This window comes from Gilliamella sp. CG35, assembly GCF_046635745.1.
GTDB lineage: Bacteria > Pseudomonadota > Gammaproteobacteria > Enterobacterales > Orbaceae > Gilliamella > Gilliamella apicola_I.
This window is the reverse complement of record NZ_JBIDFH010000008.1, coordinates 43,917-70,629: the sequence shown is the minus strand read 5'-3', so window position 1 is coordinate 70,629 and position 26,713 is coordinate 43,917. Positions and strand designations below refer to the sequence as shown.

26 protein-coding genes and 1 riboswitch are annotated in these 26,713 nt (G+C 36.7%); of the genes, 23 read left to right on the top strand and 3 right to left on the bottom strand.

The features are described 5' to 3' along the window. Window positions 1–192: 192 nt before the first annotated feature. From gutQ to thiD, 11 genes are all read left to right on the top strand, one after another. Window positions 193–1,155, top strand: coding sequence for an arabinose-5-phosphate isomerase GutQ (gene gutQ, locus ACGH4F_RS05315; protein ID WP_267349756.1), 963 nt, complete (start codon window positions 193–195; stop codon window positions 1,153–1,155). 184 nt (window positions 1,156–1,339) lie between these two features. Beyond that, window positions 1,340–1,861: a shikimate kinase AroK gene (gene aroK / locus ACGH4F_RS05310; RefSeq protein WP_065558794.1), complete on the top strand. Its 522-nt coding sequence runs from the start codon at window positions 1,340–1,342 to the stop codon at window positions 1,859–1,861. A 70-nt stretch (window positions 1,862–1,931) separates the two neighbouring features. After that, window positions 1,932–2,741, top strand: a complete 810-nt coding sequence (locus tag ACGH4F_RS05305; RefSeq protein WP_411590304.1) for an SPOR domain-containing protein — start codon at window positions 1,932–1,934, stop codon at window positions 2,739–2,741. 46 nt (window positions 2,742–2,787) lie between these two features. After that, on the top strand, window positions 2,788–3,603 hold the full coding sequence (locus tag ACGH4F_RS05300) for a Dam family site-specific DNA-(adenine-N6)-methyltransferase (RefSeq protein ID WP_267349761.1): 816 nt from the start codon (window positions 2,788–2,790) through the stop codon (window positions 3,601–3,603). Window positions 3,604–3,648: 45 nt separating this feature from the next. Continuing rightward, window positions 3,649–4,326 (top strand): ribulose-phosphate 3-epimerase, encoded by a 678-nt coding sequence (rpe, locus tag ACGH4F_RS05295; protein WP_411590302.1) that lies wholly within the window; start codon window positions 3,649–3,651, stop codon window positions 4,324–4,326. Continuing rightward, on the top strand, window positions 4,319–5,014 hold the full coding sequence (locus ACGH4F_RS05290; RefSeq protein ID WP_267349763.1) for a phosphoglycolate phosphatase: 696 nt from the start codon (window positions 4,319–4,321) through the stop codon (window positions 5,012–5,014). The genes rpe and ACGH4F_RS05290 overlap by 8 nt, the downstream gene beginning before the upstream one ends. Before the next feature lie 24 nt (window positions 5,015–5,038). Further along, window positions 5,039–6,034, top strand: coding sequence for a tryptophan--tRNA ligase (gene trpS, locus ACGH4F_RS05285; protein WP_267349765.1), 996 nt, complete (start codon window positions 5,039–5,041; stop codon window positions 6,032–6,034). Window positions 6,035–6,157: 123 nt separating this feature from the next. Further along, window positions 6,158–7,519, top strand: coding sequence for a Trk system potassium transporter TrkA (trkA, locus tag ACGH4F_RS05280; RefSeq protein WP_220215588.1), 1,362 nt, complete (start codon window positions 6,158–6,160; stop codon window positions 7,517–7,519). Between the two features lie 68 nt (window positions 7,520–7,587). Then, a riboswitch (TPP riboswitch) is annotated at window positions 7,588–7,688 on the top strand. Window positions 7,689–7,733: 45 nt separating this feature from the next. Continuing rightward, window positions 7,734–8,519 carry a hydroxyethylthiazole kinase gene (thiM, locus tag ACGH4F_RS05275; RefSeq protein ID WP_267349767.1) on the top strand — a complete coding sequence of 262 codons (786 nt, stop codon included), beginning with the start codon at window positions 7,734–7,736 and terminating at the stop codon, window positions 8,517–8,519. A 12-nt stretch (window positions 8,520–8,531) separates the two neighbouring features. After that, entirely contained in the window at window positions 8,532–9,173 is a 642-nt protein-coding gene (gene thiE, locus ACGH4F_RS05270; RefSeq protein ID WP_411590298.1) for a thiamine phosphate synthase, read from the top strand. An 8-nt stretch (window positions 9,174–9,181) separates the two neighbouring features. Beyond that, on the top strand, window positions 9,182–9,979 hold the full coding sequence (thiD, locus tag ACGH4F_RS05265) for a bifunctional hydroxymethylpyrimidine kinase/phosphomethylpyrimidine kinase (protein WP_411590336.1): 798 nt from the start codon (window positions 9,182–9,184) through the stop codon (window positions 9,977–9,979). Between the two features lie 167 nt (window positions 9,980–10,146). Here thiD and ACGH4F_RS05260 read toward each other — a convergent pair whose 3' ends face one another. Continuing rightward, a complete protein-coding gene (locus tag ACGH4F_RS05260) occupies window positions 10,147–10,350 on the bottom strand; it encodes a heavy-metal-associated domain-containing protein (RefSeq protein WP_267349770.1) in 204 nt (67 codons plus the stop codon). Window positions 10,351–11,193: 843 nt separating this feature from the next. Here ACGH4F_RS05260 and ACGH4F_RS05255 point away from each other — a divergent pair. After that, a complete protein-coding gene (locus ACGH4F_RS05255; protein ID WP_411590297.1) occupies window positions 11,194–11,637 on the top strand; it encodes a DUF3597 domain-containing protein in 444 nt (147 codons plus the stop codon). Window positions 11,638–11,728: 91 nt separating this feature from the next. Here the strand turns inward: ACGH4F_RS05255 and pth are convergent, their stop codons facing one another. Further along, the gene (pth, locus tag ACGH4F_RS05250; protein WP_324100926.1) at window positions 11,729–12,313 is read right to left on the bottom strand and encodes an aminoacyl-tRNA hydrolase; all 585 of its coding nucleotides are present in this window, start codon (window positions 12,311–12,313) and stop codon (window positions 11,729–11,731) included. Window positions 12,314–12,399: 86 nt separating this feature from the next. Next, window positions 12,400–13,347, bottom strand: coding sequence for a ribose-phosphate pyrophosphokinase (locus ACGH4F_RS05245; protein WP_065558808.1), 948 nt, complete (start codon window positions 13,345–13,347; stop codon window positions 12,400–12,402). A gap of 271 nt (window positions 13,348–13,618) precedes the next feature. Between ACGH4F_RS05245 and trmB the strand changes: the two genes are divergently transcribed. The 11 genes from trmB to relA all read left to right on the top strand — a co-directional run bounded on the left by trmB (window position 13,619) and on the right by relA (window position 26,693). Next, a complete protein-coding gene (gene trmB / locus ACGH4F_RS05240) occupies window positions 13,619–14,320 on the top strand; it encodes a tRNA (guanosine(46)-N7)-methyltransferase TrmB (RefSeq protein ID WP_267359393.1) in 702 nt (233 codons plus the stop codon). Window positions 14,321–14,338: 18 nt separating this feature from the next. Beyond that, window positions 14,339–15,064, top strand: a complete 726-nt coding sequence (gene nfsA, locus ACGH4F_RS05235) for an oxygen-insensitive NADPH nitroreductase (RefSeq protein ID WP_220215615.1) — start codon at window positions 14,339–14,341, stop codon at window positions 15,062–15,064. Beyond that, window positions 15,064–16,224: a histidine-type phosphatase gene (locus ACGH4F_RS05230; protein ID WP_411590294.1), complete on the top strand. Its 1,161-nt coding sequence runs from the start codon at window positions 15,064–15,066 to the stop codon at window positions 16,222–16,224. The genes nfsA and ACGH4F_RS05230 overlap by 1 nt, the downstream gene beginning before the upstream one ends. Before the next feature lie 538 nt (window positions 16,225–16,762). Next, the gene (locus tag ACGH4F_RS05225; protein ID WP_267349776.1) at window positions 16,763–18,043 is read left to right on the top strand and encodes an MFS transporter; all 1,281 of its coding nucleotides are present in this window, start codon (window positions 16,763–16,765) and stop codon (window positions 18,041–18,043) included. A 39-nt stretch (window positions 18,044–18,082) separates the two neighbouring features. Further along, a complete protein-coding gene (gene galE / locus ACGH4F_RS05220; RefSeq protein WP_411590292.1) occupies window positions 18,083–19,102 on the top strand; it encodes a UDP-glucose 4-epimerase GalE in 1,020 nt (339 codons plus the stop codon). 41 nt (window positions 19,103–19,143) lie between these two features. Beyond that, window positions 19,144–20,193: a galactose-1-phosphate uridylyltransferase gene (gene galT / locus ACGH4F_RS05215; RefSeq protein WP_411590334.1), complete on the top strand. Its 1,050-nt coding sequence runs from the start codon at window positions 19,144–19,146 to the stop codon at window positions 20,191–20,193. Next, a complete protein-coding gene (gene galK / locus ACGH4F_RS05210; protein ID WP_411590290.1) occupies window positions 20,194–21,351 on the top strand; it encodes a galactokinase in 1,158 nt (385 codons plus the stop codon). It abuts the gene before it with no gap. Next, a complete protein-coding gene (gene galM / locus ACGH4F_RS05205) occupies window positions 21,342–22,340 on the top strand; it encodes a galactose-1-epimerase (RefSeq protein ID WP_411590289.1) in 999 nt (332 codons plus the stop codon). Before galK ends, galM begins: the two co-directional genes overlap by 10 nt. A 253-nt stretch (window positions 22,341–22,593) precedes the next feature. Beyond that, window positions 22,594–23,082, top strand: coding sequence for a pantetheine-phosphate adenylyltransferase (gene coaD, locus ACGH4F_RS05200; protein ID WP_267359378.1), 489 nt, complete (start codon window positions 22,594–22,596; stop codon window positions 23,080–23,082). Window positions 23,083–23,094: 12 nt separating this feature from the next. Next, window positions 23,095–24,432, top strand: coding sequence for a 23S rRNA (uracil(1939)-C(5))-methyltransferase RlmD (gene rlmD, locus ACGH4F_RS05195; RefSeq protein ID WP_411590287.1), 1,338 nt, complete (start codon window positions 23,095–23,097; stop codon window positions 24,430–24,432). 2 nt (window positions 24,433–24,434) lie between these two features. After that, window positions 24,435–26,693, top strand: coding sequence for a GTP diphosphokinase (gene relA, locus ACGH4F_RS05190; protein ID WP_411590285.1), 2,259 nt, complete (start codon window positions 24,435–24,437; stop codon window positions 26,691–26,693). Window positions 26,694–26,713: the final 20 nt, after the last annotated feature.

Below are 26,713 nucleotides of genomic sequence, written 5' to 3'. Positions count from 1 at the left end.
TTCTAATACTTAATCGATCATAAATTTATAAGAAACATGATTGACGTAAAAATTAACTCGCTTTCTTTTTGAATATTTCTCTGTTACTTGCTACACTGTTAGCTATCTAATATATATTATTATTTTCAATTTTACTTATTGAAGATCATAAATAGCACAAATACCTTCTAAAAACTCCATAGGTTAATTGAAATGGATAAATTATTAAAATATGGTCGTGAACTTCTTGAATTGGAAATTCATGAAGCTCAAAAGTTACCTAATCGGCTAGGTGAAGACTTTATTACAGCTTGCCAGCTTATTTTAACTGCAAAAGGAAAAATTGTCGTATCGGGTATTGGAAAATCGGGACATATCGGAAAAAAAATTTCTGCTTCTTTAGCTAGTACTGGTAGCCCTTCTTTTTTTATGCATCCCTCCGAAGCGCTACATGGCGATTTAGGAATGGTAAGCGAAAATGATGTAGCAATACTAATTTCTTATTCGGGACGAGCAAAAGAGTTTAATTTTATACTCCCTATACTTGCTTCGATGAAAGTACCGGTGATTGCCATAACTGGCGGTTTAGACTCACCCTTAGCTAAAGCGGCTCAAGCCGTAATTGATATATCGATCGAAAAAGAAGCTTGTCCTATGGGGCTAGCACCTACTTCGAGTTCGACAAATACATTATTAATGGGTGATGCGCTGGTCATAGCCGTCATGCGAGCCCGAGGTTTTAATGAAGAAGATTTTGCTCGTTCACATCCGGCAGGCAGTTTGGGTGCGAAATTACTTAATCAAGTAAAAGATGTCATGAGAACGGGAGATTTAATTCCAAAAGTTCCCCATACTGCAACAGTACTTGAAGCTATGCTTGAACTCAGCCGTACAGGTGTGGGATTAGTTGCAATATGTCAGGATAATAATAAAATTATTGGCGTATTTACTGACGGGGATTTGCGTCGATTATTATTAAAAAATGGCACATTACAAGACAGTATTGAAGCTGTGATGACAAGTCCTGGTTATAGAATACCCGCAAGTTGGAAAGCAACAGAAGCTTTAAAATCATTTAATTATCACAATATTACTGCTGCACCAGTTGTGAATAACGAAGGTGAATTAGTCGGTGCATTAAATATTCACGATTTGCATCAAGCAGGAATTAGCTAAAACTATTAATAAATACCTATTGCAAAAAGGGGCTTTCTATTGAGATAATTACCAACCTAAATTTTTGTCGTTAGACGGAGATACAAGAAAAGTTACACAATTAACTGCTTGTGAAACGAAAGATCACGGTCAGTTAATATTGTGTTGTAAATTTTAACCAAAATTAATAGATGATGAAACTACAATGGCAGAAAAGCGAAATATTTTTCTAATTGGCCCAATGGGGGCAGGAAAAAGCACAATAGGTCGACAAATTGCACAACAGTTAGGCATGGAGTTTTTTGACTCTGATCAAGAGATCGAAAAACGAACGGGTGCCGATATTGCTTGGATTTTTGACTTAGAGGGTGAAGACGGATTCCGCGCCAGAGAAGAAAAAGTCATTAATGAATTGACTGAAAAACAAGGTGTAGTACTCGCGACAGGCGGTGGATCGGTTCTATCAAAAGAGACACGTAATCGTTTATCTGCTCGTGGGATAGTGGTCTATCTTGAAACAACCATTGAAAAACAGATGGCAAGAACTCAAAAAGACAAACGGCGTCCATTATTACAAGGAGGAAATACCCCTCGAGAACTCTATGAAGAGCTTGCTGATGAACGTGAACCACTTTATCAAGAAATTGCTGATATCACTATTAAGACAGATGAACAAAGTGCTAAAGGTGTAGCTGGTTATATCATCGATAAAATAGAGCAAATTTAAGCTACTTATTATCAAGATAATGACTGATACTGAAATAGTAATAGTGTAGATGTCAAGTTAAGGAGTAAATATGCGTGTAGATAAAGATGACCGTTATATATCAGAAAAAGCGAATAAAGACTCTACAACTTCATTCAAATTACCAAGTTTTCTTAATTATTTTTCCAAGAAAAAATTAATTATTCTTGGTTCTGCTATGGTAATCTTTTTCTTAACGCTAAGTTTTGTGATATTAAGTTCTTCAACAGAAAATGAACCTACATCATTGACGTCGCCTGACGTCAATGGTTATTCATCAACACATATTGAAAACAGCAACAACGCTCAATCTTTAACTGATGAGTTAAACGCATCAAGTAACACACAAACTACCGATTCAAGTTTATTGCCCAACTCTACAACTGCTTCAAGATCGAATCAATCATTAGACAGTCAAGAGCCACTAACCAGTAATAGTAATATTGTGGATGAATCAAGGAAAGCTCGTAATCAATCAAATGATTCGACTATAAAAAAACCAACAACATCGTCCCTTTCTGAGAAAAATGGAGCGAATAGTCATAATACTATTTCAAGTCATAACGGAAACAGGAATAATAACAATACTATTTATATTAAAGATGATGAATACACTATTCAACTTAGTGCTTCATCATCTATTGAAAACTTAAAAAAATTTGTTGAAAAAAATAATATTACTCATTACCAAATTTACGAAACTAAACGTAATAACAGTAAATGGTTTATTTTGATTAAAGGTATATATAAATCATCAGATGAAGCCAAAAAGGCTATAAAATCTTTACCTAGTGCTTTACAAAAGGATAATCCATGGGTCAAATCTGGTGCATCTGTGAATAAAGAAAAAGCTGAAAAATAAAGGATATGGTTCATTTATCCTACCAAAGACAAAATAGGAGTATCCTTTGAAAAAACAACGAGCCTTTTTAAAATGGGCTGGAGGAAAATATGAGCTTGTGGACACCATTAGGCAGTATCTACCAGAAGGAGATCAACTGATTGAACCTTTTGTTGGTGCAGGTTCGGTCTTCTTAAATACCAATTATAAAAGCTACCTTTTAGCTGATATTAACCATGATTTAATTGAATTATTCAATTTATTGAAATCAAAACCAAATGAGTTTATTAATGATCTAAAAATATTTTTCCAACCTCAGAACAATAAGCCTGAGGCATTTTATCAACTACGAGACGTATTTAATTATAGTAAAGATCAGTATTTACGATCGTTATTATTTATTTACTTAAATCGTCATTGCTATAACGGTCTATGTCGTTATAACAACAGTGGACTTTTTAATGTGCCATTTGGTCGCTATAAAACAATCTATTTTCCTGAGAAAGAGCTAAACTTTTTTGCAAAAAAAGCACAAAATGCGGAATTTATCTGTGCCCCATACCAAGAGGTCATGAAAAAAGCAAAGAAAAATTCTGTGATATACTGTGATCCGCCCTATTTATCGCCAAATGATTCGGCTGGATTTACGGCATATTATTCAAATAATTTTGGCTATGAAGAACATAAAAAACTCTCTAAATTAGCCGAAAAAATGGCTTATAAAAACAATATTCCAGTGCTTGTATCCAATCATGATACTGATTATACAAGAACGTTATATAGTAAAGCTCGCCACCTTTATCGAGCTGAAATGCGACGCTCAATAAGCTGTGATGGTGAAGGTCGAAAAAAAATTGATGAAATATTAGCGCTATACAAATAATCCTAAAAACATTTGAGTATTGGCTTGTATGATTAGAGGTATGTTATGAAAGAGTTTATTATTGCACCGTCAATACTTTCAGCAAATTTTGCTTGTTTAGGTGAAGAAACCCAAAAAGTGATTGAAGCAGGGGCTGATGTAATTCATTTTGATGTCATGGACAATCACTTTGTGCCTAATTTGACAATGGGGTCAATGTTTTGCCAAGCACTACGTGACTACGGAATAAAAGTCCCAATCGATGTCCATTTAATGGCATCCCCTGTCGAAGAACTTATTGTCTCTTTTGCAAAAGCTGGAGCTAGCAATATCTCTATTCATCCCGAAGCAACGATTCATCTTGACCGAACGTTGCAACTTATCAAAGATCATGGTTGTACCGCTGGTTTAGTTTTTAATCCGGCTACTCCGTTAGATCATTTAGATTATGTAATGGATAAAATTGATATTGTGTTATTAATGGGAGTTAATCCTGGTTTTGGTGGGCAATCTTTTATCCCGTCAACATTAAAAAAATTACGACAAGTTAAACAACGTATTATTGAATCAGGTCAAAATATACGACTTGAAATAGATGGGGGCGTCAAAGTCGACAATATTGCAGAAATAGCCCAAGCAGGCGCTGATATGTTTGTTGCAGGGTCTGCCATATTTGGTCAGCCTGATTATAAATCAGTTATTGATGCCATGCGAAAAGCATTAGCAGGAGTAAAATATGCCTAAACTGGATGACATTCAAGCAATAGCATTTGATCTGGATGGCACACTCGTTGATAGTGTACCCGGACTTGCATTAGCAATTCAGCAAATGCTTGCCGACTTACAATTACCTACTGTTAGCAAAGATCAAGTTAAAAATTGGGTAGGTAATGGCATCGATGTTATGTTAGAACGTACCTTTAAAGCAATCGATATTACCCCAACAGCAGAATTGTTTAGTCAAGCTAAAAATTGCTTTAATCAGCATTATGATAAAGTTATCGATGCAGAAACAAAACTCTTTCCACATGTTAAAGAGACCTTAAAAGTGCTTTATGATAATCATTATCCATTAGCACTTGTTACCAATAAACCTGCACAATTTTTACCTGCTTTATTAGAATCATTAGGCATTAAAGAATATTTCAAACTGGTGCTAGGTGGCGGTGATGTTATCAAGCTAAAACCTCATCCTGCCCCACTTTATCAGGTTATGGCAACGTTTGGGCTCTTTTGCGATCAATTACTATTTGTTGGTGACTCGAAAAATGATATCACCGCAGCAAAGAATGCTAACTGCCCTACTGTTGCGTTAAGTTACGGTTACAACTATGGTGTATCCATAGCGACCAGTGACCCCGATTTTTTGTTTGACGATTTCAAAGATATATTAACCTTGTTACCACTGCCTAAAGCTGAGGCAAAAAAATAAGAATGAATAGATTAGGAATAAAATATGAGTAAACCGATTGTATTTAGTGGCGCTCAGCCATCAGGGGAATTAACACTTGGCAACTATTTGGGAGCCTTAAAAAATTGGGTCGCTTTACAACAAGAATACGATTGCGTTTATTGTATTGTAAATCAACATGCCATCACAGTACGCCAAGATCCACAGAAGCTACGCAAAGCAACGCTCGATACCATGGCGCTTTATTTAGCATGTGGCATTGATCCTCAAAAAAGCACTATATTTGTACAATCTCATGTACCTGCTCATGCTGAATTAGGGTGGGCATTAAACTGTTACACTTATTTTGGTGAACTCAGTCGCATGACCCAATTCAAGGATAAATCATCACGACACGCTGAAAATATTAACGCAGGGCTTTTTGATTATCCTGTATTAATGGCAGCTGACATTTTATTATATCAAGCTAATTTAGTACCGGTGGGTGACGATCAAAAACAACATCTCGAACTATCACGTGATATTGCAATGCGCTTTAATGCCCTGTATGGTGACATTTTTACTGTTCCTGAACCCTTTATCCCTAAAGTTGGTGCAAGAGTAATGTCTTTACAAGACCCAACGAAAAAAATGTCTAAATCCGATGAAAATCGAAACAATGTGATTGGCTTACTTGAAAATCCTAAAGACATCGAGAAAAAAATCAAACGAGCGATGACCGATTCTGATGAACCGCCTGTTGTACGTTATGATTTAAAAAATAAAGCTGGTGTATCAAATTTATTAGATATATTAACTGGCGTAACAGGAAAACCAGTCACCGAACTTGAAAAAGAGTTTGAGGGTAAAATGTATGGACATCTTAAAACGGAAGTGGCGACACAAGTGATTGATATGATAAGTCACTTACAAGCACAATATCACCAATATCGTGATGATGAAGATTACCTCTATTCAATCATGAAAGAAGGCGCTGAAAAAGCTCGAGCTAAAGCGGATATCACATTGAAAAAGGTCTATGACGCTATCGGTTTTGTATAGTCTGAAATCAAAAAAACATGATTATTATTAACACTAAACAGTATTAATTAGCTTTGATATAGGCATTGATTATCCTAATGACAATCAATCCGATGAAAGCCATTTAATTAAAATAGGTTAGTTATGAAGATTATCATTCTTGGGGCAGGACAGACAGGCAGTGCGCTTGCAGAATATCTTGTTACTGAAAAACAAAACGATGTCACTGTTGTCGATGAAGATCATGATAAATTGCAATCTTTGCAAGAACGCTTTGATTTACAAGTTATTTGTGGAAAATCATCTTATCCACAAGTATTAGAGAGTGCTGGCGCGGAATCGGCTGATATGCTTGTTGCCGTTACCAACTCTGATGAAATCAACATGATGGCGTGTCAAATTGGGCATGTCATGTTTAATATTCCGCAAAAAGTGGCACGTATCCGTGCACCGGAATACAATGATGAAAGATATCCTTTTTTTAATAAAGAGTGTATCAATATCGACCATATCATTGCACCAGAAAACCTTATTACTAACCATATCAGTCATCTTGTTCAATATCCAGGCGCATTACAATTTGCCTCATTCAACGATACCCGTGTGTGTTTAGTCGCCGTTATGGCGTATTATGGTGGTGCGCTAGTTGGCAGTGAGCTATCAGAGCTTAAAGAACATCTTCCGCATGTTGAAGCCAGAGTCGTTGCTATCTACCGTAAAAATCGCTTTATTCGTCCTCTAGGTTCTACCTTAATTGAAGCTGGCGATATGGTGTATTTTATTACTCCGCCAACCAATATCAAAGCCGTGACCAGTGAGCTACAACGTTTAGAAAAACCTTATAAACGAATTATCATTAGTGGCGGTGGCGGCATTGCACTTGCACTGGCTAAGCGCTTAGAAAATGATTATCAAGTCAAACTAATTGAACGCAATGCTGAACGAGCAGAACTCATTGCTGAACAGTTACTTAATACCACGGTATTACATGGCGAATCATCAGACCAAGAATTGCTATCCCAAGAACAGATTGAACTGACAGATCTTTTTATTGCGGTAACCGGCGATGATGAATCCAATATTATGTCATCGATGCTAGCAAAAAGAATGGGCGCTAAAAAAGTCATCGTCTTAATTCAAAAACAAGCTTATCTTGAACTCATTAATGACAGTGTGATTGATATTGCTATTTCACCCCAACACGCCACTATTTCTGAACTTTTAAGTCATGTCAGACAAACAGGCATCGTCAAAGTTGTATCACTACGACAAGGCGAATCTGAAATTGTGGAAATCGTTGCGCATGGTGATAAAGAAAATTCAAAACTGGTCGGAAAAAACATCAATGGATTAAAGCTACCGTCTGGGGCAACAATCGGCGCAGTTGTACGTGATGAAGATGTTATTATTATCAACACGGATTTAACGATTGAAGAGAATGATCACCTAATTATTTTCTTGCCGGATAGAAGAGCTATTACCGATATCGAAAAATTGTTACAATAACATTTAAATCGAAATTTTCTATTATACAAACTTGTTAAAAGCCAATAGGCAGTTCATAATATAAGCATAATTTTGACTCGGGGTGTTTTTTATTCATTAAAAAACTGAGAGTTTACCCGTTGAACCTGATCTGGATAACACCAGCGTAGGGAAGTCTAGCCATTCAACTTTACAATAGGCAAATTCTTCCCGATAAATCAAATAAGGAATGAACATGTCAGTAACCACATCGCTTCAAATCACACAAGTTACACCTTTTATTAATCTTGTCAAAACGCAACGCCCATTAGTTCATTGTATAACAAATGATGTTGTACAAAATTTTACTGCTAATGTCCTACTTGCTATTGGAGCTTCACCAGCAATGATTATTGCTGAACAAGAAGTGGCTGAATTTGTTAAAATTGCTAATAGTTTACTGATCAACATCGGTACAATTAATCACAATACCGCCAAAAGTATGCTACTTGCAGCAAGCCAAGCTCAACAAAGCCAAACTCCATGGGTACTTGATCCTGTTGCCGTTGGTTCGGCACTTGTTTATCGTACCGAAATTGCGTATCAATTATTATCATTTAAACCCACCGTTATTCGTGGCAATGCTTCGGAAATCTTAGCGCTAAGCGGTCAATTTGCATCATCAAAAGGCCCGGACAGTCAAGACTCGACAAAATCCGCTTTACAATATGCAAAACAATTGGCACAAGACTACCAGACTATCATCGCCATGACTGGTGACATTGATTATATTACTGATGGTCATACGACTTACGCTATAGCAGGCGGTGATATTGCTTTAACCAAAATTACCGGAACAGGCTGTTCCTTATCTGCTATGGTTGCAGCGTTTATTGTAAATTCAACCGATCCACTTTTAGCCACAGCAGCCGCTTGCTTTATGATGAAAAAAGCTGGAGAAAAGGCAAATAAACAGCTTGGATTAGGCAGTTTTGCCGTATCGTTATTAGATCAATTATCACTATTTTATTCATCATACTAATAGGGACGTAGCATGCAGAAAAAGTTGGATCTTACTCTCTATTTAGTGCTCGATCCGACACTATGTGGAGGAATCAGTGGCATGGTCGACACAACCAAAATTGCCGTTGCCAACGGTGTAACCGCCGTACAATTACGATCAGAACAAGAATTGACAGGCAAAGATTGGTATAAAGCTGCTTTAGCCTTGAAAGAAGCACTCAGTCAGACATCGGTACCGCTATTGATTAATGATCATGTTGATATTGCTTTAGCTGTCGATGCAGATGGTGTGCATGTTGGTCAAAATGATTTGCCCGTTGATGTAGCTCGCCGATTGATCGGTAATAATAAATGGTTAGGGCTATCTGTTTCGAATCAGCAACAACTTGAAACCGTGCCTTGGCAAAACGTCGATTATATTGGAATTGGTCCTGTCTATCCGACCTCGACCAAGAAAGATGCATCCTCGGCACTTGGTATTGAGCAGTTAACTCAATTAGTCAAAACCAAACATTGCCCTGCTGTTGCCATTGGCGGTATCGACATATCAAAAGTAACAGAAGTGATGCAAACAGGAATTGAAGGCGTTGCAGTCGTATCGGCTATTTGTGGTCAATCCAATATTGAACAAGCAACCACTTTACTAATCAATAAAATACATCAAGCTAGATAGGAAGCAACATCATGACAATTACAGCCCTAACTATTGCTGGTTCAGATCCCAGTGGGGGAGCTGGCATCCAAGCCGATCTCAAAACGTTTTCGGCACTTGGTGCGTATGGCATGTCTGTCATTACCGCGTTAACCGCACAAAGTACCCAAGGTGTTGATGCGGTATTGGCAATTCCCACCGAATTTATCGAAGCAGAATTTAACACCTTATATCAAGATATCCACATTGATAGTGTCAAAATTGGTATGCTAATGAATAAAGAAATTGTCACAACTGTCTATCAGTTATTAAAAAATCATCCTATACCATCGATTGTACTTGATACTGTTATGATCGCTAAAGGGGGGCATGCTCTTTTAAAACCTGATGCCATCACCGCCATTCGAGAACAACTATTGCCACTGGCAACAATTATTACACCTAACTTACCCGAAGCCGCAGCGCTTTTAGATTGTGATGAAGCGAAAAATGAAGATGAGATGCTAAAACAAGGGCAAGATTTACTTAAACTAGGTTGTAAAGCGGTACTAATGAAGGGCGGGCACTTAGCCAGTCAAGAAAGTCCCGATTATTTAATCACCTCAGACCAAACAATCCGAATGACATCGCAAAGAATTCAAACAAAAAATACGCACGGTACAGGTTGTACCTTATCAGCCGCTATTGCGGCTTTATTACCTAAAAACAGCTTAGAACACGCGGTTAAACAGGCGAAAGAATATCTTCACGGCGCCATACGCCATGCTGATGATTTAAATATTGGTAAAGGGATTGGACCAACACATCACTTTTATCGTTGGTGGTGATTCAAAAACACAATTGACGCATATTTGCGAACACTCTCTTCAAATTTTTCAAAATATGAGTGATTAAAAGAGGATGTAAAGTAGGTTTTGGACGTTTTAAACGTGTTAATGAAAACAGATAAATAAAAAAACTAACGTCCAAATTTGTTTGCTTGAATATAGGTTAATTAATATGAAATACCTACAAATTCATACCCAGCTTCATTGATAGCCGCTATAGCGGCTTCTTGTGAAATGGTCCCGCCTTCGATATCAACTTCATGTTTAGCCAAATCAATGGTTACTTTCGCTTTTGGATCAATATCGTTAATCGCTTTAGTAATCGTATTAACACAGTGCTGACAACTCATATTATCGACAATTAATTTCATAGTTGACCTCTCTTTTCAATTAAATCTTATCAGAATTCGGATCGCCCAAATTAGCGTAGGCTTTATAATTGTGTTCGATCCATTGACCCGCATTATTACTCGTTTGATAATAATCAAGCCCAGTAGTTTTCATCATAATTTTTGGGAAACAAAAAAGATTGCGTACAGTAAAAAATGAAGCTAAATTTTTTGAAACATCCACAATATTGTTTGCAAAAAGCATGCTTCAGTTACAAAGCCACAATGACATTATTTCTTTTATCATACACAATTTTTTATTCTGATAAAACTGGCTCTGACATATTATCATTTTGCGTATAAGGTATTGCCTTTAGCATATCGAATTATTGCGTGAATGTTGCGAATTTTTTTGTTCGACGTTGTCATCGCAATACTTTTTAAAACTAGAATTTGTCAGGCATCTCTTTTATCGTTTCGATTTACTCATTTACGTGATTCACTTTAGCTTCAAATAAACTGGAATTTATAGGACACAAATAAAAACATCTCAATCATCTTTTCATGTTCAACACTTGGAATCAATATCAGATAACAAACTGAACAATCTAGAATTAATAGCGTCATTTTTACAAATAGTGAATGGTTAACAATCTAAGTTTATCCATGGTTATCATAATTTAAAACGCCAAGATAGTTTTTTATTGAAAAACTTTATTCGTGGCTTTAAGTTATTTACTCTCTGAATTAACAACAAAAAATGCTATAAATCCAGAACTTCTTTGACACTATTGTTTGTTAAACGTTATACTAAAGACGATATTTTGTACATCTGAATAGTTAAGCACTTTTTTCAAAAGCAGTTTAAACATAGGGGGGTGTAATTTGGGTATCTTAAATAATATTTTTTCTAAAATCTTTCCAAGTGCTCAAGCGGCTGTCGGTAATGTCGCTGATGCCGTTAAAAATCAAGTCAACAGCATTACCGGTCATGATAAAGATGCCGCGTCAAATAATCAGAATCAAGACCAAAATCAAACTCAACCACATTCAGACAACCAAACGCCCATTTCGGACGTGGATGTTATGTCAATTCTTAATAATTTAGCGAGCAAATTTCCTGAAAAACTTAATTGGAAAACATCGATTGTTGATCTTTTAAAATTATTAGGAATAGACAATAGTCTAGATGCTCGTAAAAGATTGGCAAAAGAACTTAATTACACGGGTAGTACAGATGATACCGCTGCAATGAATACTTGGTTAATTAAAGAAGTATTTAAACGAATTGCCGAAAAAGGCGGTAATATTACCCATCTATTTTCTTAATCAAAGATTGTTACGTGATTTGTTATCCACCTGGTCTTCGGGTGGATTTTTTATATAGCATATTGTAATTCGTTCGACTCAATCAACGGCATTACGCTTTAAACGAGTGTAATCGATTCATTGCGGCTTCAAAGCTTTGTGATAATAAAATATCCGTGCAACGTGCAGATTCATCAATCGCTTTATCTATTAGTTCTTGCTCGGGCTTAGAAGGTTTATTTAACACAAAACCGACCACTTTATTTTTATCACCCGGATGCCCGATACCGATTCTTAATCGATAAAAATTTGGATTATTGCCTAATTTGCTAGCAATATCTTTCAAACCATTGTGACCACCATGACTTCCGCCAAATTTAAATTTCGCAATACCCGGATTTAAATCAAGTTCATCATGAGCAACTAAAATTTCTTCGGGTTTTATCTGATAAAATGAAGCCATCGCTTGAACAGCTTTACCACTTAAATTCATAAACGTGGTAGGCACTAATAAACGTATGTCATGTCCTGCGATATTGATACGTGAACTATAACCAAAAAATTTAGGATCATTTTTTAACGGCTGTTGATAACGTTGTGCAAGCAAATCAACATACCATGCCCCTGCATTATGTCGAGTTTGGGCATATTCATTTCCAGGATTGGCCAGTCCTACAATAAGTTTTATGGTTGTCATGATGTTTTAATTGTTAGCTGTTGTTACTTGAAGATGTTAAATTAAAAAGCCCCAAAAAACGGGGCATCTTTATCATTAAAAATCAATTATTGATGGAACATTGCAGAAATCGATTCTTCGTTGCTTATGCGACGAATTGCTTCTGCTAGCATTCCTGATAATGTTAATTGACGTACATTTTTCAATGCTTTAACTTCCGCTGTTAATGGAATAGTATCACAAACGACTATTTCATCAATGGCTGAGTTTTTAATATTACTGACGGCTTTACCCGAGAAAATCGGATGCGTTGCGTAGGCAAATACTCTTTTAGCACCACGTGCTTTTAATGCGTCAGCGGCTTTGCAAAGCGTTCCTGCTGTATCAATCATATCATCGACTAAAATACAATCTCTATCAGCAACATCACCAATAATATTCATCACTTCAGCTTCATTCGCTCGTTGACGACGTTTATCGATGATCGCCATATCGGTGTCATTTAACAGTTTTGCAATAGCACGAGCTCGCACCACCCCACCAATATCCGGAGAGACAACAATTGGGCGTTCAAAATCACGTTGAAGCATATCTTCTAAAATCACAGGGCTACCAAATACATTATCCACTGGCACATCAAAAAAGCCTTGGATCTGTTCAGCATGAAGATCAACCGTTAATACTCTATCAACACCGACAGTTGATAAAAAGTCAGCAACCACTTTAGCTGTGATCGGAACCCGTGCAGAACGCACTCGACGATCTTGTCTAGCATAACCAAAATAAGGAATAACAGCGGTAATACGACCTGCAGATGCTCGACGCATTGCATCAATCATAACAAGCAATTCCATTAAATTATCATTGGTTGGTGCACAAGTTGATTGAATGATAAAAACATCCTCACCACGGACATTTTCATTAATTTGAACGTTCACTTCTCCATCGCTAAAACGACCAACAACAATATCACCAAGAGAAGTATAAAGACGATTAGCTATACGCTTTGCTAGCTCAGGTGTAGCATTGCCAGCAAAAAGCTTCATATCAGGCACGAGAAATCCTCAAGCATGTAATCATGATTACGTATCCGTAATCGGTTAAATCGGAGTGACAATTATATAATCATTTGGTGATCATGCTCAACCACATTATAAAAAATTATCAAAATAATTTAACCTGCCTAGCAAAATAGTGTAAGAGTCCATGGGTAATCAATATGTTTTTTGACGTCAACTTAAAATCGAGTAAACTAAGTAATCATCGCTATTTTAGGGTAGCTTTCAATTAGTTTAAATCAATTTTACAACACAAGTAGATAATCTAATGGCAGAACAATTACATACAGATATTGAAGAACAAAAACCGAAACGAACAATACGCAGTTTTGTGCTACGACAAGGTCGTTTGACCAAAGGTCAAGAACAAGCATTACAAAATTTATGGCCCGTCTTTGGTGTCGAATATAATGCGGGATCGCCCATTCACTTTGAACCTAATCAACACGTCGTTTTAGAGATTGGATTTGGTATGGGCGCATCACTCATCGAAATGGCAAAAAATGCACCCGAGAAATCTTTTTTAGGTATTGAAGTACATAAACCGGGTGTCGGAGCTTGTTTAATGGCGATCGAAGAAAATCAATTATCAAACTTAAATGTAATGTGCCATGATGCAGTCGAAGTTTTAGAAAACATGATTGCAGATAATTCATTAGATAAGGTGCAAATATTCTTCCCTGACCCTTGGCATAAAGCAAGGCACAACAAGCGTCGAATTATTCAGCCTGCTTTTGTCGAACTTATCAGACGTAAATTAAAAGTTAATGGTATTTTACATCTAGCAACAGATTGGCAACATTATGCCGAACATATGCTTGAGGTGTTGAATCAAGCGACAGGTTATAAAAATTTATCATCAACAGGAGATTATATTCCAAGACCAGCAGACCGGCCTATTACCAAGTTTGAAAAAAGAGGTCAAAATCTTGGTCATGGTGTTTGGGATTTACAGTTTCAAAAACAATAACGTTATTAAGGAGCCGTTATGGAAAATCAAACTCTTGATTTCATTTATCATCGTCGTTCAATTCGTGCTTATAAACCCACCCCATTGACGCAAAAGCAAATAGCATCGATGATTCAAGCAGCACAATCGGCTCCGAGTTCTAACTTTCTTCAATGTTCAACCATTATTCGTATCACAGACAGTGATAAGCGAAAAAAATTAGCTCACTATTCAGGTGATCAAAATTATATTTATCAAGCTCCCGAATTTTGGGTGTTTTGTGCCGATTTTAATCGACATTTTCAAATTGATGCAACGATTCCTCTTGAACGAGCCGAACAACTTTTAGTCGGTTGTATTGATACCGCCTTGATGGCGCAAAATACGGTTATTGCAGCGCAATCGTTAGGATTAGGTACAGTCTATATTGGTGGTTTACGTAATAATATATCTGAAGTGACACAATTACTAGCCTTGCCAAAATATGTTATCCCCCTTTTTGGTCTCTGTATTGGGTATCCAGATCAAGAACCCGAAATGAAACCAAGATTACCGAGTGAATTAATCTTTTTCGAAAATCAATATCAACCAATCAATCAGACATTATTGGCACAGTATGATGAGCAAATAGAGGATTATTATCAAACTCGTAGTTCTAATCAAAAAGAAGGCGGATGGAGTAACAAAATAGCTGAAACGATCTACAAAGGACAACGAGAATTTATTCTCAACTATTTACATCAACAAGGCTGGGTGAAACAATAATGAACAATCACTATCAATTGGATAAAGTCGTCATATTAAGCCGACATGGAATCCGTACACCATTACAAAATACACTTGAATTTTTAGAACAAGCCACGCCGTTTAAATGGCCTAAATGGGATCATCCTTATGGCTATCTAACTACCCGAGGCGGTGCGCTAGAAGTTTATTTTGGACGATACTTAGCGACATGGCTTGAAAATCAACATATTCAATACCAAGCAACTTCTTCTGATGTGTTTGTGTATGCAAATAGTTTACAAAGAACCGTTGCTACAGCTCAATTTTTGACAGCTGGTGCTTTTGCCGGATATGACATCCCCATCAATCATAAATACCCCATTGAAAAAATGGATTCCATGTTTGATCCTAGTTTACGTAACGATTCTGACGAATTTAAACAAGCTGTTATTAAGGACATTGATGAAACTGTTACAGCAGAATCAATTTATAAAAATTTAGCGCCTGCTTATGAAATTTTAGCCGATATTTTAGACTATAAACATTCCAAATTTTATGCACAATATCAATGTGATTTAGCCGATATTCCTGTTGAAGTTTATTTGAAAAAGCATGAAGAACCTGCTCTGTTAGGTGCATTAGCGATTGGTGTTAGTGCAGTAGATGCATTTTTATTACAATATTATTCGGGCTTTCCCAAAGAACAGATTGCGTGGGGAACAATCAACAGCCAAGCACAATGGCAACAACTTATTCAGATACGTAATCAATATCTAAACTTAGTCTGTCGAACTAAAACGCTTGCCAAACATTCTGCTACCGAATTGATTAATATGATAAACAATCTTATGCATCATGATGATCGAAAAATTCATTTACTTGTGGGACATGATAGTACCATTGCTTCATTATTCGGCGCATTAGACTTTGAACATTATCAGTTACCGAATCAATATGAAACAACACCAATCGGTGGTAAGGTAATTTTACAACGTTTTCGTCATTTAGAGTCTGGAACATACTATTTTAAAGCCGAATATGTTTATCAAAGCTTTGAACAACTATTTACTGGTGCTCAAATCAGTATGAATAACCCACCACAACATTTTACGTTGCAGCTTAAAAATGCCATGCAAAATCAAGATGGATTTTATGACTGGCATGATTTTGAGCAGCGTTTAAACATGTTTAAAGGATGATTTAATCAATTCACTTCTCACGTCAGCATTTATCCTACATGGCGTGAGATGATTTTAACATTTAGCTCCCTGTTATTGTTAAATACCTCTGTTATATTATCTCACCTAATCACTATTCCCTACCTTATCTTCAAGGAGTGGATAGAATAGATAAAAACGGCTTATTGTTTATTAATGTAACCGATACCATAAAAGTTATCTTATTTTCGCTCAACATATAAACTGCATATTAACGCTATATTTCATTTCATTGTAAGCAGAATCGCCTCATCAATAAATTGATAATATTAAATAGAATAGAGTTATCTTCTTGAATTCTTTGAGTTGAATTAAAACATCGTCATCAACAAAACATCTTACTCATAAACAACAAAAATAATGTAATCGATTTCATAAAGTGTTATCTAGATCACTTTTTTCATCATTTTATGGTGATACTATCCACCATAAAAGAGAAGCAAGTTCATCCATAAAAAAATATGTAAACGATTTCCTAATGAATGCATGTTCATTCAAATTCGATTAAAGGAAGTAAATTATGAATCAAAATACTAAGTCAGCAAGGCATAATAAGAATTATTGGATTTTCAGTTTTTATTTCTTTCTCTACTTTTTCATCATGGGGGCCTATTGCCCATTCTTTCCCGTTTGGCTGAAAATGAACGGGCTTGATGAAGCAAAAACTGGCTATGTTTTTTCGTTTATTTCATTTTTTGCACTACTCTTCCAACCTTTATTCGGTTTAATTTCAGATAAATTAGGACTGAAAAAACATCTCCTTTGGCTTATTACTCTACTGTTAGTCTTGTTTGGGCCATTTTTTATTTATGTGTTAGGGCCACTTCTACAATTTAATGTTACTGTCGGTGCGATAGCTGGAGGGTTTTATCTTGGCATGGTTTTTAGTGGTGGTGCGCCTGCTATTGAAGCCTTGGTTGAAAAAATAAGCAGACGCAGTGGATTTGAATTTGGGCGTTGCCGTATGTTTGGCTGTTTTGGTTGGGCAATTTGTGCATCATTTGTTGGAATTATGATTTCGAAGAACATTAATGCGGTTTTTTGGCTCTGTTCTGGTTTTGCATTATTTCTACTTATTTTAGTGAAATTAGCCGATCCCGCTAAAACTTCCACCACCGATATCGTTGAACAAATGGGATTAAATAAGCCTGAATCCTTTAATTTTAAACTCGCAGTCGATTTATTAAAAATGCCGAAACTTTGGTGTTTTATGCTTTATATAATTGGCGTCGCCTGTACTTATGATGTTTTTGATCAGCAGTTTGCAAACTTTTTTACGTCGTTTTTTTCCAGTGAACAAGTCGGTCAAGAAGCCTTTGGTTATGTCACAACTCTCGGTGAAATTTTAAATGCAACCGTCATGTTTTTTGCTCCATGGATTGTGAAAAAAATTGGTAGCAAAAATACGTTATTAGTTGCCGGTGCTATTATGTCAATTCGTATAACTGGCTCAGCATTTGCCAGCAATGCAGTTGAAGTTATTATTCTAAAAACCTTACACATGTTTGAAGCGCCACTATTACTTGTCGGGGCATTTAAATATATTACAAAACACTTCCCTCTACGATTATCGGCAACCGTTTATTTGATTGCATTTTGTTTTGCTAAACAACTTTCAACGATGTTTATGTCCACACTTGCAGGTCTAATGTATGTCGAAATTGGATTTACAGGAGCCTATCTGGTGCTTGGTTTGATTGCATTTAGTTTTACATTTATTTCATCTTTCACTTTATCCGGACGAGGACCTTGGGATCTATTCATACCTAAAAATAAACACCCGTCTGAAATACAACAATAACCAAATTTTTAACAATTTAAGATAAATTGAGGTTTCTATATGAAAGTATTCGTTACTGGTGGTTGTGGATATATAGGAAGTCATACCTGTGTTCAATTGATTAAAGCAGGTTATACGCCAATTGTGATAGATAATTTATTCAATAGTAAAGCATCGGTATTAAAAAGAATCCAACAAATTACGCATCAGCCAATCAATTTTTATCAAGGTGATGTACGAGATGCCAATTTATTAGCGCAAATTTTTAATGAACATGATATTCAAGCAGTGATCCATTTTGCGGGTTTAAAAGCCGTCGGTGAGTCGGTATATAAACCACTTGAGTATTATGAAAATAATGTCTATGGCAGCATTGTGTTAATGAAGGCAATGCGTGATGCAGGCGTCAAACAATTAGTTTTTAGTTCATCCGCAACCGTTTACGGTGAATCAGCCCCCGTACCTTATGTTGAAACCTTGCCACAAGGTTTACCAACCAGCCCTTATGGAAAAAGTAAGTTAATGGTCGAACAATGTATTATGGATTTGGCTATTGCCGAACCTGATTGGTCATTGACCCTACTACGCTACTTTAATCCTGTGGGGGCTCATCCTAGTGGATTAATAGGCGAAGATCCTCTTGGTATTCCTAATAATCTTATGCCATTTATTACCCAAGTTGCTGTAGGAAAAAGAGAATCATTGGCGGTGTTTGGAAATGATTATCCGACGCAAGATGGAACGTGTGTTCGTGATTTTATTCATGTTGTTGACTTAGCTGATGGTCATATCGCCGCATTAAAAGCTGATCATAATCAACCCGGTGTCCATATTTACAATCTAGGATCAGGTGTTGGGTATAGTGTTTTACAAGTCATCGAAGCATTTGAGAAAGCGTCAGGAAAACCGTTAAAGTGGCATTACGCACCCCGACGTGCGGGCGACCTACCCGCATTTTGGGCAGATGCAAAAAAAGCAGAACAGATACTCGGGTGGAAAACCCAATTAACGCTTGATGATATGGTCAGAGATTCTTGGAATTGGCAATCGAATAACCCACAAGGTTATCCTCAAGATTAATGAAAAAGATGAAAACCAGCAATATGTTAAAAGAGGCAAACATGCAAATATTTAATCCTGTTGATCATCCCCACCGTCGTTATAACCCATTAACGGCTCAGTGGGTCTTAGTATCACCGCATAGAGCCAAGCGACCTTGGCAAGGTCAACAAGAAACACTAAATCAAGAACAAAAATCCAGTTACGATCCTAACTGTTTTTTGTGCCCCAGCAATAAACGGGTCACGGGTGATAAAAATCCGGACTATACAGGTACTTTTGTATTTACTAATGATTTTGCCGCATTAATGGATGATACCCCTGATTCGCCGCCAGCTGATGATCCTCTTTTTCAAATGCAAAGCGCCAAAGGAACCAGTCGAGTAATCTGTTTTTCCCCCGATCATAGTAAAACCTTGCCAGAATTAGACTTAACGGCAATTGAGGGAGTAATTAAAACTTGGATATCACAGCAAAAAGAACTAAGCCAAAATTATCCTTGGGTGCAAATATTTGAAAACAAAGGTGCTGTAATGGGATGCTCTAATCCTCATCCACACGGACAAATTTGGGCAAATAGCTTTATCCCAAATGAAATCGCTCGTGAAGACCAGAATATGCATCATTATTTTGAAACCTATCACCGCAATTTATTAGTTGATTATGCCCAAAAAGAATTGATCTATCGTGAGCGAATAGTTGTTGAAACAGACCATTGGCTTGCTGTCGTGCCTTTCTGGGCAACATGGCCATTTGAAACGTTATTATTACCCAAAACACATATAGCACAATTAACCTTATTAACCGACAGCCAACAGATTGATTTAGCGGTGGCGCTGAAAAAATTAACAAGTCGTTATGATAATTTGTTTAATTGCTCTTTCCCCTACTCTATGGGTTGGCATGGCGCACCATTTATGCAAGGTACCACTGACTATTGGCAAGTTCATGCTCACTTTTATCCTCCTTTGCTTCGTTCAGCGACAGTCAAAAAATTTATGGTAGGTTACGAAATGTTAGCTGAAGTACAACGGGATTTAACGCCTGAACAGGCAGCTGAAAGACTGCGCAATGTCAGTGATGTTCATTATAAAGATAAAAAGGATAAATAGATGAAAGCATTAATCGATAAAACTAAACAAGCTTTTGCAACCCTATTTGGTTATCAACCCGATATCACTGTGCAAGCACCAGGACGAGTCAACTTGATTGGTGAGCATACCGATTATAACGATGGTTTTGTATTACCTTGTGCGATTAATTATGGCACAGTAATAAGCTGCCATAAACGTACCGATAAATTAATACGTGTAATTGCCGTTGACTATGATAATCAACAAGATGAATTTTGGCTAGATTCCCCTATTGAGAAACATTCACAATATCAATGGGCTAATTATGTTCGAGGTGTAGTAAAACATTTAAAAAACTATGCAAATACCCTTTATGGTGTTGATTTAGCAATTAGCGGTAATGTCCCCCAAGGTGCAGGATTGAGTTCATCGGCTTCGCTTGAGGTGGCTATCGGCAAAATGTTTCAAGTTCTAAATAATTTACCTTTAGATGACACTAAATTAGCATTAATCGGTCAGGAAGCGGAAAATCAATTTGTTGGTTGCAATTGTGGAATTATGGATCAATTAATATCGGCACTTGGACAAGATCATCATGCTTTACTTATTGACTGCCGTACGCTCTCTGTTCATCCGGTTTCAATACCCGATGATTTAGCTGTTGTTATTATTAACTCAAATATTAAACGTGGATTAGTCGATAGCGAATATAATACTCGTCGTAGGCAATGTGAAGCAGCAGCAACAGCGCTGGGCGTAAAAGCATTACGAGACGCCACATTATCAGATTTATTGAAAATTAAACCAACGCTTGATCCTACCGTTTTTAAACGTGCACATCATGTCATTACCGAAAATGAACGGACTTTACTGGCATCTCATGCACTTGCACGTCGTGATTACAAATTACTATCGACATTAATGGCGCAAAGTCACAATTCAATGCGTGATGACTTTGAAATTACAGTACCTGCTATCGATTATCTGGTGAACATTATCAACAAGGTTATCGGTGAACAAGGTGGAGTTCGTATGACAGGTGGCGGTTTTGGCGGCTGTGTTGTTGCACTGGTAAATAAAAATAAAGTTGATGCAGTAAAAACCGTTGTAAGCAATAATTATCAGAATAAATTTGGTATTAAAGAAGATATATATATCTGTCAACCAAGTGAAGGAGCGCACGCCATATGTCTTTAACAACGATCATTACACTATCTAATAAGCAAGGGATGCAGATTAAATTATCTAACTGGGGAGCGACTTGGCTTTCTTGCTTAATACCGGTTGATAATAAAAATCGTGAAGTACTTCTTGGTTGTAGTTCGTTAGCGCAATATCAACAACAACATGCTTATTTAGGTGCAACTATTGGGCGTTATGCTAACCGTATTGCTCATGCATCTATTGAATTAGGCGATAAACGCTATCCGCTTGTTGCCAATGAAGGTAAAAATCAGCTTCATGGCGGAAAGTTAGGCTTTGATAAGCAATTATGGCAAATTGATGATCAATCTAATCAACAAGTCATTTTTAGTTTAATTTCTTGCGATGGTGATCAAGGTTATCCCGGTGAACTGAAAGTTGAAGTGACCTATCAACTTACCGATAATAATCAAGTTATCATCATGTTCAACGCCTCTACCACGCAAACCACTGTGGTAAATTTAACCAATCATGCTTATTTTAATTTAGATGGCGAAACAAGTAACACTATCCTCAATCACACTTTACAAGTCAATGCTAACCAATTTTTGCCCGTTGATAATCATGGCATACCTGATGACAATTTAGCTAGTGTCGCTGAATTTGATATGGACTTACGCCAAGCAAAACGATTATCAGACCGATTACTTGAAAGTTCTGAACGACAAAAAACAGGTGGCTATGATCATGCGTATTTACTGGACAAAACCCAGCCAATTGCCGCACAATTAACCTCATCCGATAATAAAGTGACCATGAATGTCATAACGACCAAACCAGCGTTACAAGTTTATACCGGTAATTTTCTGCAACATACACCTAACCGTCATAATGGGGAATATGACAATTATGCAGGTATCGCGCTAGAAGCACAATTTCTACCAGATAGCCCACATCACCCCAAATGGCCACAACCTAGTTGTTGGTTAACACCTGATGAAACCTATCAATATCAAACGATCTATCAATTTTTAATTGAATAATATTATATCAATTGAGTATGTAAACGGAAAAATGAACACTTAATGCTATATGAGCTAACACCAGTGGAGTTAAGTCCAACTGGATTTAATGGGACTTACTACCACGGTAATACCTCAATTTTATTCAATGCGCGTTTATAACCAACGATGAATATTCCGATAAAACCATCAAAGCTTTTTGTCAAGTTACCCTAACAATTTTGATAAGAATTCGGTATGATAGAGCTATCATGGCAAATGGACATTATGATTGATGAAAAGTAAAAGTTTAACTGCAATTTTTCCGGGAACGTTCGATCCAATTACTAACGGGCACATCGATTTGATTACTCGAGCTTCGCTGTTGTTTCCTCGATTAATTGTTGCAATTGCGGAAAATCCGAATAAAAAAACGTTATTTAGTTTGAAAGAACGGGTCAATTTAGCATCCAGTTCAGTTGAACACTTACTTAATGTACAAGTGATTGGATTTGATAATTTAATGGCAGATTTTGCACAAACTCATAATGCAACGGTCATTGTTCGAGGTGTTCGAACCACTCAAGATTTTGAATACGAAAGACAATTAGCCGAAATGAATCGCGCATTAAAACCGGATTTAGATACTTTATTTTTAATGCCATCAATGACTATTGGTTTTATTTCTTCAACCATTGTGAAAGATGTTGCTTATCATGGTGGCAATATTACCAATTTAGTTCCTTTACATGTCAAAACAGAATTGTTAAAACGGTTAACATAACGTTGAATTTATATGGTTATTTTTTATACTCCACCTTCAAAAAAACAAGCTCCACAAAAATTAACGGTCACCATCTCAGCGATAGATGCCTTCGGACAAGGAATTGCAAATCACAAAGGCAAAACTATTTTTGTTAAATCAGCCTTACCCGATGAAACTGTTGATATCCAGTTGACAGAAAATAAAAAAAATTATGCTAAAGCGAAGGTCATCAAATACCACAATCAAAGTGCCCAACGGGTAAAACCATTATGCGGCTATTATCAAAAATGTGGTGGCTGTGAATTGCAGCATATTTCAACGGATTTGCAGCAAAGTGCAAAGTATAATGCGCTTATTAATCTCATACAAAAAGAAAGTGGGCAATCGTTAACTCATATCACTGACTCAGCACCGCTTATTATTGCTGATCAACCTTATCATTATCGCCGACGAGCCCGACTTTCAATAAATATTGTAAAAGGTGAATTATTTATTGGTTTTCGTCAGGCTGAATCAAATCAAATTATCAATATAGAATACTGTCCTGTATTGGTCGAAAGCTTGGATCAATTACTCGCTCCTTTGCAAAAAATATTACGTCAAATTAAATCAAGAAAATCGCTTGGGCATATTGAATTGGTTGCTGTTGATAGTGGTATTATCATGGTATTAAGGCATACTTTGCCTATGACCAATGAAGACACTCAGTTACTATCAAACTACGCTGAAGAAAATGGTATTTCACTCTACTTTCATGGCACAAATTTACAACACATTACCGGCCATACGGAACATTATTATCTAATCAATCAGTTAAAGCTTACTTTTAGTCCTTTGGATTTTATTCAAGTTAACAGCAACGTTAATCAAAAAATGATTGAACAAGCGCTTGATTGGCTAACATTAACATCAACCGATAAAGTGTTAGATCTCTTTTGTGGTATGGGTAATTTTTCATTACCTATGGCTACCTATTGTCAATCATTAACGGGCGTTGAAGGCGTAGAAGAACTAGTTGAAAAAGCGAAATTAAACGTTATATTAAATAGCAATAAGGTTTGTGCCGAAACTCATTTTTTAACGAGTAATTTAGAGGATAATCAACAATTTTTTACATGGAATCAATCACAATTTGATAAAGTTTTATTAGATCCTGCCAGAGCTGGGGCATTTAATGCAACGACAGAAATTGTTAAAATGGCTCCGTCAAAAATTGTTTATATCTCATGTAATCCCGCAACATTAGCGAGAGATAGCAAAGTGTTAACTCAAGCGGGTTATAACATTGCTCAAGTAGCAATTTTAGATATGTTTCCACAAACTAAACATATTGAATCAATGTTGTTGTTAACCAAATCAGGATCATAATTATGGTATCAATTAGAGGAGCACACCAACATAGTGAAGAGCATTACTCTCTTGCACAGTTTGATGTCGAACAATGGGCAAAACAAGAATTACAACTGACTAACGCGGATAGTTATCAGACGTTTAAACAAGTCTGGGATTTTTGCTTTGAAAGCAGTGCCGGTGCAGCTGAGCAAGTCTACTGTTTTCAAAATGCCGTTGAAATGGTTGAAATATTATCCACACTTAATATGGATATCAACAGTTTATGTGCGGCTTTGTTGCTCCCTTTCCTTGAAACTAAGATTATACGTCGAGAAGATATTCCTGAAGATTTTGACCGTGAAATGATGCACATTATTTCTAGCATTGTTCGAATGAAAGAAATTCGTCAACTTCGCGCCATCCGTAATGGCAGTGCAACGTCTGAACAGATTGATAGCATCCGCCGTATGTTATTGGCAATGGTTAATGATTTTCGCAGTGTAGTGATAAAAATTGCCGAACGCATCACTTATTTACGTAATCTGTTAAATGCTCCACAAGAAGAACAAGTCCTAGCTGCTAAAGAGTGTTTTAACATCTATGCACCGCTTGCCAACCGTTTAGGAATTGGTCAATTAAAATGGGAGCTGGAAGATTTTTGTTTCCGTTATCTCTATCCGAATGAATATCGCTTTATTGCTAAAAAATTACACGAAAAACGCCTTGATCGTGAATCCTATATCAATCATTTTGTTAAGCATCTACAAGCGTTAATGAATAAAGATCATATTCGTGCAGAAGTTTATGGACGCCCGAAACATATTTACAGTATCTGGCGAAAAATGGAACGCAAACACCTTGAATTTGAAGATCTTTATGATATTCGTGCTGTACGGATTATTTGTGATCGTATTGAAGATTGTTATAACGCATTAGGTATTGTCCATAGTCATTATAAACATATTGCTAAAGAATTTGATGATTATGTTGCCAACCCCAAACCAAATGGTTATCAATCAATTCATACCGTAGTGTATGGCCCCGAAAATAAAACGATTGAAATTCAAATTCGAACTGAGCAAATGCACAATGATGCTGAATTAGGCATTGCTGCGCACTGGAAATATAAAGAAGGCAGTACTGATAAAATGACTGCTTATGATCAGCGAATTACTTGGCTACGAAAATTATTAACATGGCAACAAGAGATGTCTGAAAGCGGTGAAATACAAGAAGCCGTACGTAGCCAGATTTTTGATGATAGAGTCTATGTCTTTACGCCTAAAGGTGATGTGGTTGATTTGCCTACTGGTTCAACACCGCTTGATTTTGCCTATCATATTCACAGTGATGTAGGTCATCGTTGTATTGGTGCAAAAGTTGGAGGAAGAATTGTACCATTTACTTATAACCTAAAAATGGGCGATCAAGTTGAAGTAATCACTCAAAAACAACCTAATCCAAGCCGAGATTGGTTGAATCCAAATACCGGATTTGTAAATAGTAGTCGGGCACGAGCTAAAATACAGGCATGGTTTAAAAAACAAGATCGACACAAAAATATAGCAGCTGGTCAACAAATTTTAGAAAATGAGCTGGAACCTTTAAATATCAGTTTGAAAAGCGTTGAAAAAATGCTGATTGATAAATATAACGCCCATTCCTTTAATGAAGTTCTTGCCGGTATTGGTAGTGGTGATGTCAGAATAAATCAATTGGTCAATTTTGTTAATGCCCAAGTCAATAAACCTACCGCTGAAGAAGAAGACGAAGCGGCATTAAAACAAATTGTTCAAAAATCCAATTCACAAACGAAAAATACCAATAAAACCGGTAATAAAAAAGGAAGTGAAATTATTATTGAAGGTGTCGGTAATTTAATGTGCACTATTGCAAATTGCTGTCGTCCTATTCCCGGTGATCCAATTGTCGGTTTTGTAACTCAAGGGCGAGGCATTTCCATTCATCGGGCGGATTGTGAACAGTTACAGGATTTAAAAAATCATGCTCCTGAACGAATCACCAGTGCGGTTTGGAGTAATGAAACCAATTCAAGTTATACCATGGTGATACAGATCATCGCTAACGATCGGAGTGGCTTATTACGTGATATCACAACCATTTTAGCTAACGAAAAAGTCAATGTACTTGGATTAATAAGTCGAAGTGATATGAAGCAACAATTGGCTAACATTGATGTCGACATGGAAATCTTTGATCAAGACTCGTTAAATCGTATACTCAATAAAATAAAACAGCTACCCGATGTCATTGAAGCAAGACGCCAGCAAGGGTGAGCTATTTTTTAAGCCACCCT

Excerpts from the sequence above, each read along its gene's own strand:
- gutQ (WP_267349756.1), top strand. The coding sequence starts at position 193 with ATGGATAAATTATTAAAATATGGTCGTGAACTTCTTGAATTGGAAATT.
- aroK (WP_065558794.1), top strand. The coding sequence starts at position 1,340 with ATGGCAGAAAAGCGAAATATTTTTCTAATTGGCCCAATGGGGGCAGGA.
- ACGH4F_RS05305 (WP_411590304.1), top strand. The coding sequence starts at position 1,932 with ATGCGTGTAGATAAAGATGACCGTTATATATCAGAAAAAGCGAATAAA.
- rpe (WP_411590302.1), top strand. The coding sequence starts at position 3,649 with ATGAAAGAGTTTATTATTGCACCGTCAATACTTTCAGCAAATTTTGCT.
- ACGH4F_RS05290 (WP_267349763.1), top strand. The coding sequence starts at position 4,319 with ATGCCTAAACTGGATGACATTCAAGCAATAGCATTTGATCTGGATGGC.
- trpS (WP_267349765.1), top strand. The coding sequence starts at position 5,039 with ATGAGTAAACCGATTGTATTTAGTGGCGCTCAGCCATCAGGGGAATTA.
- trkA (WP_220215588.1), top strand. The coding sequence starts at position 6,158 with ATGAAGATTATCATTCTTGGGGCAGGACAGACAGGCAGTGCGCTTGCA.
- thiM (WP_267349767.1), top strand. The coding sequence starts at position 7,734 with ATGTCAGTAACCACATCGCTTCAAATCACACAAGTTACACCTTTTATT.
- thiE (WP_411590298.1), top strand. The coding sequence starts at position 8,532 with ATGCAGAAAAAGTTGGATCTTACTCTCTATTTAGTGCTCGATCCGACA.
- ACGH4F_RS05260 (WP_267349770.1), bottom strand. The coding sequence starts at position 10,350 with ATGAAATTAATTGTCGATAATATGAGTTGTCAGCACTGTGTTAATACG.
- pth (WP_324100926.1), bottom strand. The coding sequence starts at position 12,313 with ATGACAACCATAAAACTTATTGTAGGACTGGCCAATCCTGGAAATGAA.
- trmB (WP_267359393.1), top strand. The coding sequence starts at position 13,619 with ATGGCAGAACAATTACATACAGATATTGAAGAACAAAAACCGAAACGA.
- nfsA (WP_220215615.1), top strand. The coding sequence starts at position 14,339 with ATGGAAAATCAAACTCTTGATTTCATTTATCATCGTCGTTCAATTCGT.
- ACGH4F_RS05230 (WP_411590294.1), top strand. The coding sequence starts at position 15,064 with ATGAACAATCACTATCAATTGGATAAAGTCGTCATATTAAGCCGACAT.
- ACGH4F_RS05225 (WP_267349776.1), top strand. The coding sequence starts at position 16,763 with ATGAATCAAAATACTAAGTCAGCAAGGCATAATAAGAATTATTGGATT.
- galE (WP_411590292.1), top strand. The coding sequence starts at position 18,083 with ATGAAAGTATTCGTTACTGGTGGTTGTGGATATATAGGAAGTCATACC.
- galT (WP_411590334.1), top strand. The coding sequence starts at position 19,144 with ATGCAAATATTTAATCCTGTTGATCATCCCCACCGTCGTTATAACCCA.
- galK (WP_411590290.1), top strand. The coding sequence starts at position 20,194 with ATGAAAGCATTAATCGATAAAACTAAACAAGCTTTTGCAACCCTATTT.
- galM (WP_411590289.1), top strand. The coding sequence starts at position 21,342 with ATGTCTTTAACAACGATCATTACACTATCTAATAAGCAAGGGATGCAG.
- coaD (WP_267359378.1), top strand. The coding sequence starts at position 22,594 with ATGAAAAGTAAAAGTTTAACTGCAATTTTTCCGGGAACGTTCGATCCA.
- rlmD (WP_411590287.1), top strand. The coding sequence starts at position 23,095 with ATGGTTATTTTTTATACTCCACCTTCAAAAAAACAAGCTCCACAAAAA.
- relA (WP_411590285.1), top strand. The coding sequence starts at position 24,435 with ATGGTATCAATTAGAGGAGCACACCAACATAGTGAAGAGCATTACTCT.